The sequence below is a fragment of the Paraconexibacter sp. genome (assembly GCF_059438195.1).
The window spans coordinates 51,339-64,975 of sequence record NZ_JBLKKY010000020.1; the positions used below are offsets into that span (position 1 = coordinate 51,339).

The 13,637-nt window shown below is 73.0% G+C and carries 14 protein-coding genes; 5 read left to right on the plus strand and 9 right to left on the minus strand.

Going from position 1 to position 13,637, the window contains the following annotated elements; genetic code table 11:
• Window positions 1-8: 8 nt before the first annotated feature.
• Complete coding sequence (locus ACME2J_RS09300; RefSeq protein ID WP_495544623.1) at window positions 9-1,169, plus strand: Mrp/NBP35 family ATP-binding protein; 1,161 nt, start codon at window positions 9-11, stop codon at window positions 1,167-1,169.
• 131 nt (window positions 1,170-1,300) lie between these two features.
• On the opposite strand, the gene ACME2J_RS09305 is transcribed toward ACME2J_RS09300, so the two are convergent.
• Window positions 1,301-1,900 (minus strand): hypothetical protein, encoded by a 600-nt coding sequence (locus tag ACME2J_RS09305; RefSeq protein ID WP_495544624.1) that lies wholly within the window; start codon window positions 1,898-1,900, stop codon window positions 1,301-1,303.
• 97 nt (window positions 1,901-1,997) lie between these two features.
• Window positions 1,998-2,261 carry a 4Fe-4S dicluster domain-containing protein gene (locus ACME2J_RS09310; RefSeq protein WP_495544625.1) on the minus strand — a complete coding sequence of 88 codons (264 nt, stop codon included), beginning with the start codon at window positions 2,259-2,261 and terminating at the stop codon, window positions 1,998-2,000.
• 169 nt (window positions 2,262-2,430) lie between these two features.
• On the opposite strand from ACME2J_RS09310, the gene ACME2J_RS09315 reads away from it, so the two are divergent.
• Window positions 2,431-3,333 carry an NAD(P)H-binding protein gene (locus ACME2J_RS09315; protein ID WP_495544626.1) on the plus strand — a complete coding sequence of 301 codons (903 nt, stop codon included), beginning with the start codon at window positions 2,431-2,433 and terminating at the stop codon, window positions 3,331-3,333.
• 19 nt (window positions 3,334-3,352) lie between these two features.
• On the opposite strand, the gene ACME2J_RS09320 is transcribed toward ACME2J_RS09315, so the two are convergent.
• Complete coding sequence (locus ACME2J_RS09320) at window positions 3,353-4,813, minus strand: amidase (protein WP_495544627.1); 1,461 nt, start codon at window positions 4,811-4,813, stop codon at window positions 3,353-3,355.
• Window positions 4,814-4,883: 70 nt separating this feature from the next.
• On the opposite strand from ACME2J_RS09320, the gene ACME2J_RS09325 reads away from it, so the two are divergent.
• From ACME2J_RS09325 to ACME2J_RS09335, 3 genes are read left to right on the plus strand one after another with little or no spacing between them, the layout of a single operon-like run.
• Window positions 4,884-5,558, plus strand: coding sequence for a CGNR zinc finger domain-containing protein (locus ACME2J_RS09325; RefSeq protein ID WP_495544628.1), 675 nt, complete (start codon window positions 4,884-4,886; stop codon window positions 5,556-5,558).
• Entirely contained in the window at window positions 5,555-6,805 is a 1,251-nt protein-coding gene (locus ACME2J_RS09330; protein WP_495544629.1) for an MFS transporter, read from the plus strand. The genes ACME2J_RS09325 and ACME2J_RS09330 overlap by 4 nt, the downstream gene beginning before the upstream one ends.
• A 13-nt stretch (window positions 6,806-6,818) precedes the next feature.
• Window positions 6,819-7,898: a citrate synthase 2 gene (locus tag ACME2J_RS09335; RefSeq protein WP_495544630.1), complete on the plus strand. Its 1,080-nt coding sequence runs from the start codon at window positions 6,819-6,821 to the stop codon at window positions 7,896-7,898.
• Between the two features lie 70 nt (window positions 7,899-7,968).
• On the opposite strand, the gene ACME2J_RS09340 is transcribed toward ACME2J_RS09335, so the two are convergent.
• The 6 genes from ACME2J_RS09340 to groES form a co-directional block, all read right to left on the minus strand.
• The gene (locus ACME2J_RS09340) at window positions 7,969-8,412 is read right to left on the minus strand and encodes a MarR family winged helix-turn-helix transcriptional regulator (RefSeq protein WP_495544631.1); all 444 of its coding nucleotides are present in this window, start codon (window positions 8,410-8,412) and stop codon (window positions 7,969-7,971) included.
• Window positions 8,413-8,480: 68 nt separating this feature from the next.
• A complete protein-coding gene (locus ACME2J_RS09345; protein WP_495544632.1) occupies window positions 8,481-10,034 on the minus strand; it encodes an acyl-CoA synthetase in 1,554 nt (517 codons plus the stop codon).
• Between the two features lie 9 nt (window positions 10,035-10,043).
• Window positions 10,044-10,778: an MOSC domain-containing protein gene (locus tag ACME2J_RS09350; protein ID WP_495544633.1), complete on the minus strand. Its 735-nt coding sequence runs from the start codon at window positions 10,776-10,778 to the stop codon at window positions 10,044-10,046.
• A 5-nt stretch (window positions 10,779-10,783) separates the two neighbouring features.
• Window positions 10,784-11,224: an organic hydroperoxide resistance protein gene (locus ACME2J_RS09355; protein WP_495544634.1), complete on the minus strand. Its 441-nt coding sequence runs from the start codon at window positions 11,222-11,224 to the stop codon at window positions 10,784-10,786.
• A 112-nt stretch (window positions 11,225-11,336) separates the two neighbouring features.
• Window positions 11,337-12,965 carry a chaperonin GroEL gene (gene groL / locus ACME2J_RS09360; protein WP_495544635.1) on the minus strand — a complete coding sequence of 543 codons (1,629 nt, stop codon included), beginning with the start codon at window positions 12,963-12,965 and terminating at the stop codon, window positions 11,337-11,339.
• A gap of 18 nt (window positions 12,966-12,983) precedes the next feature.
• On the minus strand, window positions 12,984-13,274 hold the full coding sequence (gene groES / locus ACME2J_RS09365) for a co-chaperone GroES (protein ID WP_495544636.1): 291 nt from the start codon (window positions 13,272-13,274) through the stop codon (window positions 12,984-12,986).
• Between the last annotated feature and the right edge of the window lie 363 nt (window positions 13,275-13,637).

Genomic DNA, 13,637 nt, shown 5'->3' on the forward strand with positions numbered 1-13,637 from the left:
ATCGGCTGATGCCCACGCGCGACGAGATCAACGAGGCCCTGCGCTCCGTCATCGACCCGGAGCTGCGCCAGGACATCGTCACCCTCGGGATGGTCCGGAGCATCGAGCAGCACGAGGGCGGTGCCGTCGACGTCACGGTCTCCCTCACGACGCCCGGGTGCCCGATCAAGGCCCAGTTCGAGACGGCGGTCGCCAAGGCCGTCGGCGAGCTCGACGGGGTGACGGCGGTCAACGTCTCCTTCGACGTCCTCTCCGACAAGGAGAAGGCGGAGCTCCAGCGCTCGCTCGGCCGCGGCAGCCTGCCGGCCGGCGCGCTCGCCGAGGTCCGCAACGTCATCTGCGTCGGGTCCGGCAAGGGCGGCGTCGGGAAGTCGTCGATGACGGCGAACCTCGCGACAGCGCTCGCCGCCGACGGGAAGCGCGTCGGGATCCTCGACGCGGACGTGTGGGGCTACTCCATCCCGCGCATGTTCGGTCTCGGCGCCGAGCGGCCGCCCGTGAGCGCGCAGCGCAAGATCGTGCCGCTCGAGTCCGGCGGCGTGAAGGTGATGTCGATCGGCTTCTTCGTGCAGGAGGACAGCGCGGTCGTCTGGCGCGGGCCGATGCTCCACAAGGCGCTCACCCAGTTCCTCGAGGACGTCGAGTGGGGAGCGCTCGACTACCTCCTCGTCGACCTTCCCCCGGGGACGGGCGACGTCTCGATGACCCTGAGCCAGCTCCTGCCGCAGGCGAAGTTCCTCATCGTCACGACGCCGCAGCCGACGGCCCAGAAGGTCGCCCGGCGCAGCGCCGAGATGGCCCACAAGGTGAACCTCGAGATCGCCGGGGTCATCGAGAACATGAGCAACTTCACGACGCCGGGCGGCGAGCGCTTCACGATCTTCGGCGAGGGCGGCGGAGAGGCGCTCGCCGACGAGCTCGACGTCCCGCTCCTCGCGAAGGTGCCGCTCACGATGCCGCTCCGCGAGCAGGCGGACGCCGGCGTCCCGCTCGTCGCGCTCGATCCCGACGACCCCGCGGCCCAGGCCGTCCGCCAGGCGGCACGGGGCATCATCGCGATGACCCCCGAGCCGCTGCCGATCCTCGACGTCGTCCCCGCCGGCTCCTCCGCCGGGGACGGGCCTCCCGAGGGGCCGTCGCCGTCGGGCGTCTCGCTCCCGATGGCCTGAGCGCGACGCTCATCCGGCACGAGAGAGGGCCGCCCTGGGGCGGCCCTCTCTCGTCTTCGGGCGGGTGGGCCGGCGCGCCGCGCCGGCCCACCCCACCGGGAGTCCGCCCGCATCCGCGGGCGCGGTGATGACTACTCCGTCGTCTCGGTGCCGCCGGACTCGCCGCCCGACCCACCGCCGCTGTTGAGCTCCTCGCAGTTCGGAGCCGCCTCCTCGAGCTCGGCGGGAGCCTCGAGGTTCTCGAGCGGGTTCTCCGTCTGCTGGAGGCCCGTGAGTGCCGCCTGGAGGTCCTGAAGGCCCGACGTGTCGCCCTCCTGCACGCCCGACAGGTCGACCTTCTCGAGCTTGTCGGCCGTCTCGTTCGCGATCTTGGCGACCTGCGTGATGCCGCTGCTGAGACCCTCGTCGAACTCCGAGTAGTCGCCGGGGGCGTCGGTCTCGTTGAGCGTCTCGAGCTCGCCCGTCAGGGTCCCCGCGTAGTCGCGGAGAACGCCGGCGAGGGCGTCGGTCGCGGCGGCGGGGTCGCTCGCGGCGCTCCCGGCGGCCTCCTGGACCTCGGCCTCGAGGCTCTGCTGCTTCTCGAGGAGCGCCCCGCAGAAGTTGTTGAGCGCGGCCTCGTAGTCCTCGTTGTCGCCGCCGTCGTCGCCGCACGCCGCGAGCCCGAGGGTCGCGGCGACGCCGAGGACGACGACGCCGGCACGGGCACGCGCGCGGATGTTCGTCATCACCATGCGCGCACCCTAGCGTCGGGCGCCTCGCGGTGGGGCCGTCGTCGGCCTGCGAGGCGCGGAGGGCCCGCGGGGGAAGGGCCCCCGCGGACCGGCCCGATCAGCGGTTCGAGAAGTAGTCCGCGTTGATCTGCACGAACTTCGACCACTCGTCGGGGATCTGATCCTCCGCGAAGCAGGCGTCGACCGGGCAGGCCTCGACGCACGCGTCGCAGTCGATGCACTCCTCCGGGTCGATGTAGAGCTGGTCGACCTTGTCGTAGTCCGGCTCGTCCGGCGTGGGATGGATGCAGTCGACGGGGCAGACCTCCACGCAGGAGTTGTCCTTCGTCCCGACGCAGGGCTCCGCGATGACGTAGGCCATGGGGCTTCTTGACTCCGATCTCGTCTGACTGAGCAGCTTGGAGCGGGCAATACTACGCCAGGAGCGGGGGAGAGGACGTCGCTCGCCCCCGATCGGCAGAGGGCGTCCCCTCGACGTGGGGAGCGCCGCGAGAGCCGACCGTCCGCGCGGCGGATACCCTGCGCCCCCGATGCTCCTCCTCACCGGAGCCACCGGCCCCGTCGGATCGGCGCTCCTGCGCCGCCTCATCGCCGCGGGAGTGCCCGTCAGGGTCCTCGTCCGCGACCCGAAGCGCCTCGGGGCGGAGCGCGTCCGCGTGCAGCTGTCCCTCGGCGATCTCGCCGACCCGCCCTCCTTCCGCAACGCCCTGCGGGGCGTGAAGACGGTCGTCCACCTCGCGGCGGCGAGCCGGGACCAGCCGCAGGGATCCATCGAGGAGCTCGGCGGGATCGCGACGTGGCGGATGGTGCAGGCCGCGGAGAAGGCGGGCGTGGAGCACTTCGTCTTCTTCAGCGCGCTGTCGGCGACGGCGCACAACCGCACGCGGTTCCTGCGGTCGAAGGCGTTCGCCGAGGAGGCCGTCCGTGAGAGCGGCCTGCGTCACACGATCTTCGCTCCCTCGATCGTCTACGCGCCGGACGACCCGGCGATCTCCCTGTACAAGCGGCTCGCGCTCCTGCCGGCCGTCCCCATGAGCGGCCGCGGTCGCGCTCGCTTCCAGCCGGTCTGGGCCGACGACGTCGCCGACTGCACGATGACCGTCCTGGGCCATCCGCCCGCCGGCCACGACGCCCAGCCCGCCGAAGGGTCCGCGCGCTACGAGCTCGCCGGCCCCGAGACCCTCACCGGGCGCGAGATGATCGATCTCGCCGTCCGATCGACCGGACATCACCGGCCGATCGTCCCGGTCCCGACGGCGATCACGTCGCGGGCGCTGCGCGCCGTCGGGGCGCTCGTCCCCAGCCGCGCCATCGCGACGTGGGACGAGGCCGAGCTGCTCGAGGTCTCGATGACCTCGCGGTCGGGGACGGCGGACGCCGAGCGCCTCGGCGTCCGCCCTCAGCGCATGGCCGCGGTCCTCGGCGCGGCCTGACGCCCGCTCACGGGGCCGGTCACGAGACCGGCGCGCGCCTCGAGGCCCACGGCGCCGCCGCCTCGATCTGGGCGCCGAGCGCGAGCAGGGTCCCCTCGTCGGCGGGCCGGCCGACGAGCTGGATGCCGAGCGGGAGGCCGGGCGCGACCTCGTCGTCGGCGGGACGGGCGTACAGCGGCAGCGACATCGCCGGGGAGCCGGTGAGGTTCGAGATCGCGGTGTACGGCGTGAAGCGCCCCGAGCGGGCGAAGTCGGCCATCGGGTCGTCCGAGGTCGAGTCGATCTCGCCGATCGGGACCGGCGCCTCGGCGAGCGCCGGCATGAGGAGGACGTCCCACTGCGACGACCACTGGACGATCCCGCGCGCGATGCCGTGGAGCTGCGCGTCGGCGAGCGATGCCGCCGTCGCGTTCATCCCGGCGCAGATCTCCCAGATCGCCCAGCTGAGCGGCTCCATCCGGTCGGGGGAGGGCTCGACGCCGCTCACCATCCCGGCGAACGCCGTCTGCATCGTGACGGCCGGCCCGAACGCCGCGGTGAAGAGCTCGAGCATGCCCGGCATCGGCCAGGGGACGGTCGCGGCGTCGGGCTCCTCCACCTCATGGCCGAGGGACTCGAGGAGCGCCGCGGCATCGCGGACCGCCTGCTCGCAGGCGGGGTCGAGCGCCGCGGTCTCGAGCGGGGCGCGCGTGACGAGCGCGACGCGGAGCCGTCCCGGGTCGCGGCGGGCGAGCTCGGCGAAGGGCGCCTCGGGCGGCGGCGCCCACGCGATGTCTCCGGGCTCCATCCCGGCGAGGACGTCGAGGAGCGCGGCGGTCTCGGCGACCGTGCGCGTGAGGACGCCGTCCTGGACGAGGAGCTGGTAGCCGAGCTCGGGGGCGAGCGAGATCCGGCCTCGCTGCGGCTTCAGGCCGACGAGCCCGCAGCAGGCGGCGGGGATGCGCGTCGATCCCCCTCCGTCGTTGGCGTGCGCGACGGGGACCATCCCGGCGGCGACGGCGGCCGCCGAGCCGCCGGACGAGCCGCCGGGCGTGCGGCCGAGGTCCCACGGGTTGCGCGTCGGGCCGAACCGCACCGGCTCGGTGACCGGGAGGATCCCGTACTCGGGCAGCGAGGTGGAGCCGACGACGATCATCCCCGCGTCCCGCAGCCGACGGGTCGTGTTGTGGTCGGTCGGCGCGATGAAGTCCCCCATGAGGTCCGCGGCGAACGTGAGCCGCTTCCCCGCGACCGCGCGGTTGTTCTTCATGGCGACCGGGACGCCCGCGAACGGCCGGGGGTCGTCGGGCCCGATCGCGTCGGCGGCGGCGAGGGCATCCTCCGCGTAGACGTCGACGAACGCCCCGACCTCGCCGTCGAGGCGGTCGATGCGGGCGAGCGACGTCTCGACGAGCTCGCGGGCCGCCACCTCGCCGGAGCGCACGAGGGCGGCGAGCTCGTCGACGGGGCGGAAGAGGACGTCGTCGGGTGAGGGGGGCATGACGCGCGAGCCTAGTGACCCGGGCCGCGCGACGCCCGCGCGTAACCATATGAGTGCTAGCATTGGGGTTATGCAGCTGCGGCCCGTCGACGATCGCTCGGACCTCGATCTCCCCGAGGGCCTCGCGCTGCCCCTGCGTGCCGGGCAGCCGTACTGGTACTGGCTCGGCGGCCGCCCGTCGCTCGACCTCGTCAACACCCGCCGCGAGCGCTGGCGCCGCAGCGTCGAGACGCTGTGCACGACGCGCGACCTCGCGCTCTGGCTCGTCGAGGCGGGGCTCATGGACGCTCCCGCGGCGCGCCTCCCGCGCGACGTGCTCGACGACGCTCGCGGTCTTCGCGAGGCGATCGACGCCCTCGTCCTCGCCACGCTCGCCGGCGAGCCGGCCGACCCCGCGGCCGTCGCGCTCGTCGACGACTGGATCGTCTTCGCCGGGGCGCGCCCGCAGCTCGCCGTCGGCGCCGACGGGTCGCCCGTCCTCACCGAGCGTCCCCCCGCGGACTCGCCTCGCCGTGCGCTCGGGCAGGTCGCCCTCGACGCCGCGACGATGCTCGGGACCCCGGAGGGCCGGGCGCGCGTCCGCGTCTGCGAGGCCGAGGACTGCAGCGCCCGCTTCTACGACCGCTCGCCGGCGGGCCGCCGCCGGTGGTGCTCGATGAAGACGTGCGGGAACGCCGCGAAGGCCCGGCGACACCGTGCGCGGGCGCGCGGCGAGGCGCCGGCCAGGGGGGGAGCCGCCGCGTGACCCAGTACGGCACCGATCGCTATCGGTGGGTCGTCCTCGGGGTCGGCGCCCTGGGCGCCGGGGCGTTCGCCGCCTTGCGCATGGGGCTGCCGGCGCTCGGCCCCGCGCTGCGCGACGCCTACGACCTCACCCTCCCGCAGGTCGGCTTCGGCTTCGCCGCCCTCAGCCTCGGGGTGACGATCACGCTCGTCCCGTGGGGCATGCTCACCGATCGCATCGGCGAGAGGCCCGTCATGGCGAGCGGTCTCGTCGGCACGGCGGCGGCTCTCGTCCTCGCGGGCCTCGCCCCGACCTTCGGGTGGCTCCTCGCGGGCCTCGCCCTCGCCGGGATGTTCGGCGCGAGCGCGACCGGCGCGAGCGGGCGGGCGATCATGGGCTGGTTCTCACGCCGGGAACGCGGCTACGCCCTCGGCATCCGGCAGATGGCGCTGCCGCTCGGCGGCGCCATCGCCTCGCTCAGCCTCCCGGCCCTCGCGGGCGCGGGAGGGCTGCGCCTCGCCCTCCTCTCGCTCGCCGGCCTCACCCTCACGGCCGCGGCCGTCGCCGGCGTGTGGCTGCGCGACGCGCCGGACCGCCCGGTGCCCGACGGGTACGTCCTGCCGCCGCATCCGACGCGGGACCCGCGGGCCTGGCGGCTCGGCGCGGCGAGCGCGCTGCTCGTCGTCGCGCAGTCGGCGCTCCTCAGCTTCCTCGTCCTCTACCTCGTCGACGTCCAGGACGTGGCGGTCGGGCTCGCCGCCGCCGCGCTCGCCGCGACGCAGCTCGGCGGCGCCGCCGCGCGCATCGTCGCCGGCCGCCGCTCCGACCAGGTCGGCGTCCGCCTTCCGCTCCTGCGGCGCATCGCGCGCCGCAACGCGGTCCTCCTCGCCGCGCTCGCCGTGCTCGCAGGCGCCCACACCGTCCTCGCGGTGCCCGTCGCGCTCGTCGCCGCGGTGAGCACGATGTCGTGGAACGGCCTCGCGTTCACCGCCGCCGCGGAGATCAGCGGCCGTGCCCGGGCGGGGACGGCCATGAGCCTGCAGAACATGATCGTCGCGATCGGCAGCGCCGTCGCGCCCGCGGCGTTCGGCGCGACCGTCGCCGTGGTCTCGTGGAGCGCCGGCTTCGCGCTCGCCGCGCTCGCGCCGCTCGCCGCCTTCGCGGTCCTCGCGCCGCTGCAGACCGACGAGGCCGACCGCGCCCGTGAGCGCGAGACGCGCCTCGCGACCCCCGTCCCCGCCGCGTCATCCGCGGCTCCCACCACCTGAGAGGGTTCTCCGCATGAGCGAAGTCCAGTCCGGCCTCGAGGGCGTCGTCGCCTTCGCCACCACGATCGCCGAGCCCGACAAAGAGGGCGGCGCTCTCCGCTATCGCGGTGTCGACATCGAGGACCTCGTCGGCGAGGTGCCTTACGAGGGCGTGTGGGGGCTCCTCGTCGACGGCTCGTTCCGGCCCGGGCTCGCTCCCGCGCAGCCGCACCCGCTCCTCGTGCGCACCGGCGACCATCGCGTGGACGTCCAGTCGGCGCTTGCGATGCTCGCGCCGGAGTACGGCTACAAGCCCGTCATCGACATCACCGACGAGGAGGCGCGGGACGACCTCGCGCGCGCCTCGGTGCAGGCGCTGAGCTTCGTCGCCCAGTCCGCGCGCGGCCTCGGCAAGCCCTGGGTGCCGCAGGAGGAGATCGACAAGGCGACCACGATCGCCGAGCGCTTCCTCATCCGCTGGCGCGGCGAGGCGAACCCGGACCACGCCAAGGCGATCGACGCGTACTGGATCTCGGCCGCCGAGCACGGCATGAACGCCTCGACGTTCACCGCGCGGGTCGTCACCTCGACGGGCGCGGACTGCGCGGCGGCCCTCTCCAGCGCGGTCGGCGCGCTGAGCGGCCCCCTGCACGGCGGCGCCCCCTCGCGCGTCCTCAAGATGATCGAGGGCGTCGAGGAGATGGGCGACGCGGAGAAGTGGGTGAAGCAGGCCCTCGACCGCGGGGAGCGGCTCATGGGCTTCGGGCATCGCGTCTACCGCGCCGAGGATCCTCGCGCCCGCGTCCTGAGGCGGACGGCGCGCGAGCTGGGCTCGCCGCGCTTCGAGGTCGCCGAGGCGCTCGAGAAGGCGGCCCTCGCCGAGCTGCAGGCCCGCAAGCCCGATCGGGTCCTCGCGACGAACGTCGAGTTCTGGAGCGCGGTCATCCTCGATCTCGCCGAGGTGCCTGCCGACCTCTTCACCCCCATGTTCACCTGCGCGCGGGTCGCGGGATGGAGCGCCCACATCCTCGAGCAGAAGAAGGAGGCGCGGCTCATCCGCCCGACGGCGAAGTACGTCGGCGAGGCCCCGCGCCCGGTGTCGGCGGTGCGCTAGCTGTTCAGCCGGCGCCCGCTCGGCCCCACCCCGCCGCGCCGGTGTGTCGGAATGAGCCCGGGCCCCGGGCTCATTCCGACACACCCGTCGCGCGGCGCAGCAGGTCGCGAAGCGCCTCCTGGTCCGCCGCGGGGAGGGCGTCGAACGGGTTGGGGCCATCGTCGAGCGCGGCGACGAGCCGGGCCCGCAGGCGTGCGCCGTCACCGGTGAGCACGAGGTGCTTCACGCGGCGGTCGTGGGGGGCGGGCCGCCGCTCGACGAGACCGCGCTTCTCGAGGCGGTCGACGATGCCCGTGACGTTCGAGCTGTCGCAGTGGAGGTGCGCGGCGAGGTCGCCCATCGGCGTGCCCCTCCCCGGCTCGAGGCGCCGGAGCGCCCAGATCTGCGGCGGCGAGAGCTCGAGCTCGCGCGCGACCGCGAAGAAGTGACCACGCGCGTCGTGGACGAGCCGCTCGGCGAGCCGCCACGCCTCGGCGGCGGGGGTGCACTGCGTCGACGGCGGGGACGCGGGCATGTCCCGAGGATAGCGGCCGACCGCAATGGTCGAAGACCTCAACGGTCGGCCGCGTCGCGCCGCGGGGCTCAGGCCGGGACGGGGCGCCCCTCCTCGTAGGCCTTCTTGTACTCCTCCTTGAGGATGCGCTTGAAGAGCTTGCCCGTGTCCGTCCGCGGCAGCTCCGCGCGGAAGTGGACGCTCTTCGGGCACTTCACCTTCGCGAGCTTCGACTGGCAGAACTCGATGAGCTCGGACTCGAGCGCGGCGGCGGCCGCGTCGTCGGCGGGCATCTCGCGCGGCTGGACGACCGCCTGCACCTTCTCGCCGAAGTCCGGGTCCGGCACGCCGAACACGGCGGCGTCCATCACCTGGTCGTGGCTGAGGAGCGCGTCCTCGGCCTCCTGCGGGTAGACGTTCACGCCGCCCGAGATGATCGTGTACGACGCGCGGTCGGTGAGGTAGAGGAAGCCCTCCTCGTCGAGGTGGCCGATGTCCCCGAACTGCGCCCACCCCTGGTCGTTGTGGACCGCCGCGGTCTTCTCCGGATCCTTGTGGTACTGGAAGGGCGGGCCGTCGGCGAAGTACACGCCGCCGGTCTCGTTCGGGCCGAGCTCGTTGCCCGACTCGTCGAGGATCTTCGGCGTCCCGATGACCGCGCGGCCGACGCTGCCGGGGTGCGCGACCCACTGGTCGCTCGTGATCCAGGTGACGCCGCAGCCCTCGGTCGAGCCGTAGTACTCGTGGACGATCGGGCCGACCCAGTCGATCATCGCCTGCTTCACCTCGGGCGGGCACGGCGCGGCCGCGTGGACGACGGCCTTGAGCGAGGAGACGTCCTTGCCCTCGCGGACCTCGTCGGGGAGGCGGAGCATGCGGACGAACATCGTCGGCACGAACTGGCCGACGGTGACCCGGTGGCGCTCGATGAGGTCGAGCGCCTGCTCGGCGTCGAAGCGCTCCATCATCACGACCGTCGCCCCGAGCTGCTGGTAGCCCATCACCCAGCGCAGCGGCGCCGCGTGGTAGAGCGGCGCCGGGGACAGGTAGACGTCCTGCGCCGAGCCGCCGAGGAGGTTCTGGATGACCGGCACGATGAGGTGCGGGGCGTCGTACGGCGCCTCGAGCGCGCGTGGAGTGATCCCCTTCGGCTTGCCGGTCGTGCCGGAGCTGTAGAGCATGTCCCGGCCGCCGATGCGGTCCTCCTGCAGCGGCGTCGTCGGGTGCGACGCGAGGGCGTCCGTCAGCGGCGTGTAGCCGGCGATGTCGCCGCCGACGGAGTAGTAGTTCTCGACCGTCGGCGTCTTCGCCCGGATCGTCTCGGCGTGGTCGGCGTACTTCGCGCTGAGGACGAAGCTCGTCGCGTCGCAGTTGTCGACGATGTAGGCGATCTCGTCGGCGCTGAGGTGCGTCGAGACGGCGGTGTAGAGCTGGCCGGCGTAGTGGGCGCCCCACAGCACATCGAGGAAGACCGGCGCGTTCTCGATGCACATCGCGACGTGCCCGCCGACCTCGTGGCCGGTCGCGCGCAAGAGATGCGAGATCTGGTTGGCGTTCGCCTCGAGCTCGCCGAACGTGACGGTCTCGCCGCTGCCGCCCATGACGAGGGCGGGCTTCTGGGGATCGTGTGCTCCTGGGTGCATGAGGCATTCCTACCGCAATCGGACACCTTGTACGTGCACCTTGTCGCCGCGGCGCACCATGCTGGCGTGACGGGCGCGCGCGTTGATGCCGAAGAGCGTGTCGTGCTCCCGTGCGAGCCACGCGAGGATCTCCCCGCGCTTCACCTGGGTGTCGGGGTCGCGGGTGGGGATGACGCAGCGCGTGCACGGGTGCAGCAGGTCGAGGACCGCCTCGCCGACGTGCAGGACGCCGCCCTCCCAGCGCTCCTCGGCGAACGCGTCGGCGTCGAGCTCGACGTGGAGGTTCGGCCGCCAGCGGCGGAGGTCGAGGCCGCCCAGCGCGGCGTCGACCGTCGCGTGCGAGGCCTCCGTCGTCACGAGCACGGTCTCGCCGAGGTCCTGCTGGCCGTGGACGTCGCGCACGAGGGTCACGGGACGGCCGAGGTCCGCGGCGAGCCGATCGGGCAGCGCGGGGTCGTCCCAGCGCAGCGGCGCCCCGCCGTCGGGCGGGTGGAGGGTCGGGAGCGGCACCTCGTCGGGCACGAGGTCGACGCCCTCGTAGGTCGCCCGCCAGGCGAGGAGCCGCGGGGCCTGCCGCGCCGTGAGGAGGACGGGGCGCCCGGGCTGGGACCGCTCGGCGTCGAGCAGGGCGTGGGCGCGGTCGCCGACCGCGCCGCGCCGGTCGACGCGCAGCGCGTCCACCGGCTCGCCGCCCATCGACTTCACCGGCCAGCGGTGGAGCGAGGCGACGGTGCCGGAGGACACGTCGCTCAGACCGCCTCGCCGTTCGCGGTGAGCGCGACCTCGATGTTCCCGCGGGTCGCGTTCGAGTACGGGCACACCTCGTGCGCCGCGGCGACGATCTCCTTCGCCTGCGCCGTGCTCTCGGCCTGGGGGATCGAGACGTCGAGCCCGACGGAGAGCCGGAAGCCGCCGCCCGGCTCGGGGTGCAGGCTCACCGTGCTGTCGATCGACACGTCGCCGGTCTCGACCTCGAGCCGGCGGCCGACGACGCCGATCGCGCCTTCGAAGCACGCGGCGTAGCCGATCGCGAAGAGCTGCTCGGGGTTCGTCCCGTCGCCGTCGGGCGGGCCCCCCATTTCCGAGGGCAGGCGGAGGTCGACCTCGAGCCTCCCGTCGTCCGTCTTCCCGTGGCCCTCACCGCGGCCTCCGGTCACCGTCGCCGTCGCGCTGTACAGGGTCTTCGCCATCGCCTCTCTCTCCTGCGGTCGTGGTGCGCAACGACGACGCCCCGGGTCGCGAGGCAACCCGGGGCGTCGTCCAGATCCTGCGGGCTCCCGGCGCGTCGCGCCGGGATGGGCACTACATCATGCCGCCCATGCCGCCCATGTCCGGCATGCCGCCGCCCCCGCCGTCCTTCTCGGGGATCTCGCAGATGATCGCCTCGGTGGTGAGGATGTTCTTCGCGATCGACGCGGCGTTCTGGAGCGCGGAGCGCGTCACCATCGCCGGGTCGATGACACCCTCGCCGACGAGGTCGACGATCTCGCCGGTCGCGGCGTTGAGGCCGTGACCCTTCTTCGCCTTGCGGACGTCGTTGACGACGACCGAGCCCTCGAGGCCGGCGTTCTCCGCGATCTGGCGGAGCGGCTCCTCGAGCGCGCGCAGGACGATGCGGGCGCCGGTCTGCTCGTCGGACGCGTAGTCGTCGAGCTTCACCGTGTCGCCGGCCTGGAGGAGCGCGACGCCGCCACCGGGGACGATGCCCTCCTCGAGGGCCGCGCGGGTCGCCTGGAGGGCGTCCTCGACGCGGTGCTTCTTCTCCTTCATCTCCGTCTCGGTGGCCGCGCCGACCTTCACGACGGCGACGCCGCCGGAGAGCTTGGCGAGGCGCTCCTGGAGCTTCTCCCGATCGAAGTCCGAGTCGGTGTTCTCGACCTCGGCCTTGATCTGGTTGATGCGGCCCTTGATGGCCTCGGTGTCGCCGGCGCCGTCGACGATCGTCGTGGCGTCCTTCCCGACGACGACGCGGCGGGCGCGGCCGAGCTGCGAGAGCTGCGTGTTCTCGAGCTTGAGGCCCATCTCCTCGGTGATGACCTCGCCGCCGGTGAGGATCGCGATGTCCTCGAGCATGCGCTTGCGGCGGTCGCCGAAGCCGGGGGCCTTCACGGCGACGCCGGTGAACGTGCCGCGGAGCTTGTTCACGACGAGCGTCGCGAGGGCCTCGCCCTCGAGGTCCTCGGCGATGATGAGGAGGGGCTTGCCGGACTGGATGACGGCCTCGAGGACCGGCAGGACGTCGCGGACGGAGCCGATCTTCTGGTTCGCGATGAGGACGTAGGGGTCCTCGAGGACGGCCTCCATGCGGTCCTGGTCGGTGACCATGTAGGGCGAGATGTAGCCCTTGTCGAACTGCATGCCCTCGGTGAACTCGAGGTCCATGCCGAACGTCTGGCCCTCCTCGACGTTCACGACGCCGTCCTTGCCGACCTTCTCGATCGCGTCGGCGATGACGTCGCCGATCTCCTCGTCGCCGGCGGAGATCGTCGCGACGCGGGCGATCTGCTCCTTGCCCTGGATGTCCTTCGCCTGCTTCGCGATGTTCTCGACGACCGTGTTGACGGCGGTCTCGATGCCCTTCTTCAGCGCGAGGGGGTTCGCGCCGGCCGCGACGTTCTTGAGGCCCGCGCGGACGATCGCCTGCGCGAGGACCGTCGCGGTCGTCGTGCCGTCGCCGGCGACGTCGTTCGTCGCGGTCGCGACCTCGCGGACGAGCTGCGCGCCCTGGTTCTCGAAGACGTCCTCGACCTCGATCTCGCGGGCGATGGTGACGCCGTCGTTCGTGATCGTCGGAGCGCCGAACTTCTTGTCGAGGACCACGTAGCGGCCCTTCGGGCCGAGAGTGACCTTGACGGCGTCTGCGACGGCGTCGACGCCGGCCTCGAGGGCCTTGCGGGCAGCCGCGTCGTACTTGAGTTCCTTGTGAGCCATGTGTTCCTGTTCTCCTGACTACTTGTCGACCTTGGCGAGGACGTCGGACTCGCGGAGCACGAGCAGCTCCTCGCCGTCGACCTTGATCTCGGTGCCGCCGTACTTGCTGTACAGGACGGTGTCGCCCGCCTTCACGTCGAGCGGGATGCGGTCGCCGTCCTCGTCGAAGCGGCCGTCGCCGACCGAGAGGACCTCGCCCTTCTGGGGCTTCTCCTTGGCCGTGTCGGGGAGCACGAGGCCGCTGGCCGTCGTCTCCTCCTCCTCGATGGCCCGCACGATCAGGCGATCGCCCAGGGGCTTGAGCTTCATGAATGACCTCCGGTGTGGATGTCCGTGGTTGTGACGAACCCCGGGCTTGGCACTCAAGGGGCGAGAGTGCCAACGGGATCCGGGCCATCGTACACATCCGCGAGCGCGAGCGACAAGAGGCGTTGGCACTCTCTTCACAAGAGTGCCAAGCGAACGGGCTGTCTTTGCGGATGGGCAGCCATCGATGGCTGCCCATCCGCAAAGACGGGGATCGCGCCCCGGGGCCGCGCCGGGGACGCCGGGGGACGGGCTGCGGCGGGGCGCGCGCGGCGCTCTGCGCCGCCGTACGGCCCCGGACCGGCTGTGAGCTAGGTGTAGTTCCTGAGCACGTTGTTCATCCGGTCCTCCTTGGAGGCTGGTGGT

Excerpts from the sequence above, each read along its gene's own strand:
- ACME2J_RS09300 (WP_495544623.1), top strand. The coding sequence starts at position 9 with ATGCCCACGCGCGACGAGATCAACGAGGCCCTGCGCTCCGTCATCGAC.
- ACME2J_RS09305 (WP_495544624.1), bottom strand. The coding sequence starts at position 1,900 with ATGGTGATGACGAACATCCGCGCGCGTGCCCGTGCCGGCGTCGTCGTC.
- ACME2J_RS09310 (WP_495544625.1), bottom strand. The coding sequence starts at position 2,261 with ATGGCCTACGTCATCGCGGAGCCCTGCGTCGGGACGAAGGACAACTCC.
- ACME2J_RS09315 (WP_495544626.1), top strand. The coding sequence starts at position 2,431 with ATGCTCCTCCTCACCGGAGCCACCGGCCCCGTCGGATCGGCGCTCCTG.
- ACME2J_RS09320 (WP_495544627.1), bottom strand. The coding sequence starts at position 4,813 with ATGCCCCCCTCACCCGACGACGTCCTCTTCCGCCCCGTCGACGAGCTC.
- ACME2J_RS09325 (WP_495544628.1), top strand. The coding sequence starts at position 4,884 with ATGCAGCTGCGGCCCGTCGACGATCGCTCGGACCTCGATCTCCCCGAG.
- ACME2J_RS09335 (WP_495544630.1), top strand. The coding sequence starts at position 6,819 with ATGAGCGAAGTCCAGTCCGGCCTCGAGGGCGTCGTCGCCTTCGCCACC.
- ACME2J_RS09340 (WP_495544631.1), bottom strand. The coding sequence starts at position 8,412 with ATGCCCGCGTCCCCGCCGTCGACGCAGTGCACCCCCGCCGCCGAGGCG.
- ACME2J_RS09345 (WP_495544632.1), bottom strand. The coding sequence starts at position 10,034 with ATGCACCCAGGAGCACACGATCCCCAGAAGCCCGCCCTCGTCATGGGC.
- ACME2J_RS09355 (WP_495544634.1), bottom strand. The coding sequence starts at position 11,224 with ATGGCGAAGACCCTGTACAGCGCGACGGCGACGGTGACCGGAGGCCGC.
- groL (WP_495544635.1), bottom strand. The coding sequence starts at position 12,965 with ATGGCTCACAAGGAACTCAAGTACGACGCGGCTGCCCGCAAGGCCCTC.
- groES (WP_495544636.1), bottom strand. The coding sequence starts at position 13,274 with ATGAAGCTCAAGCCCCTGGGCGATCGCCTGATCGTGCGGGCCATCGAG.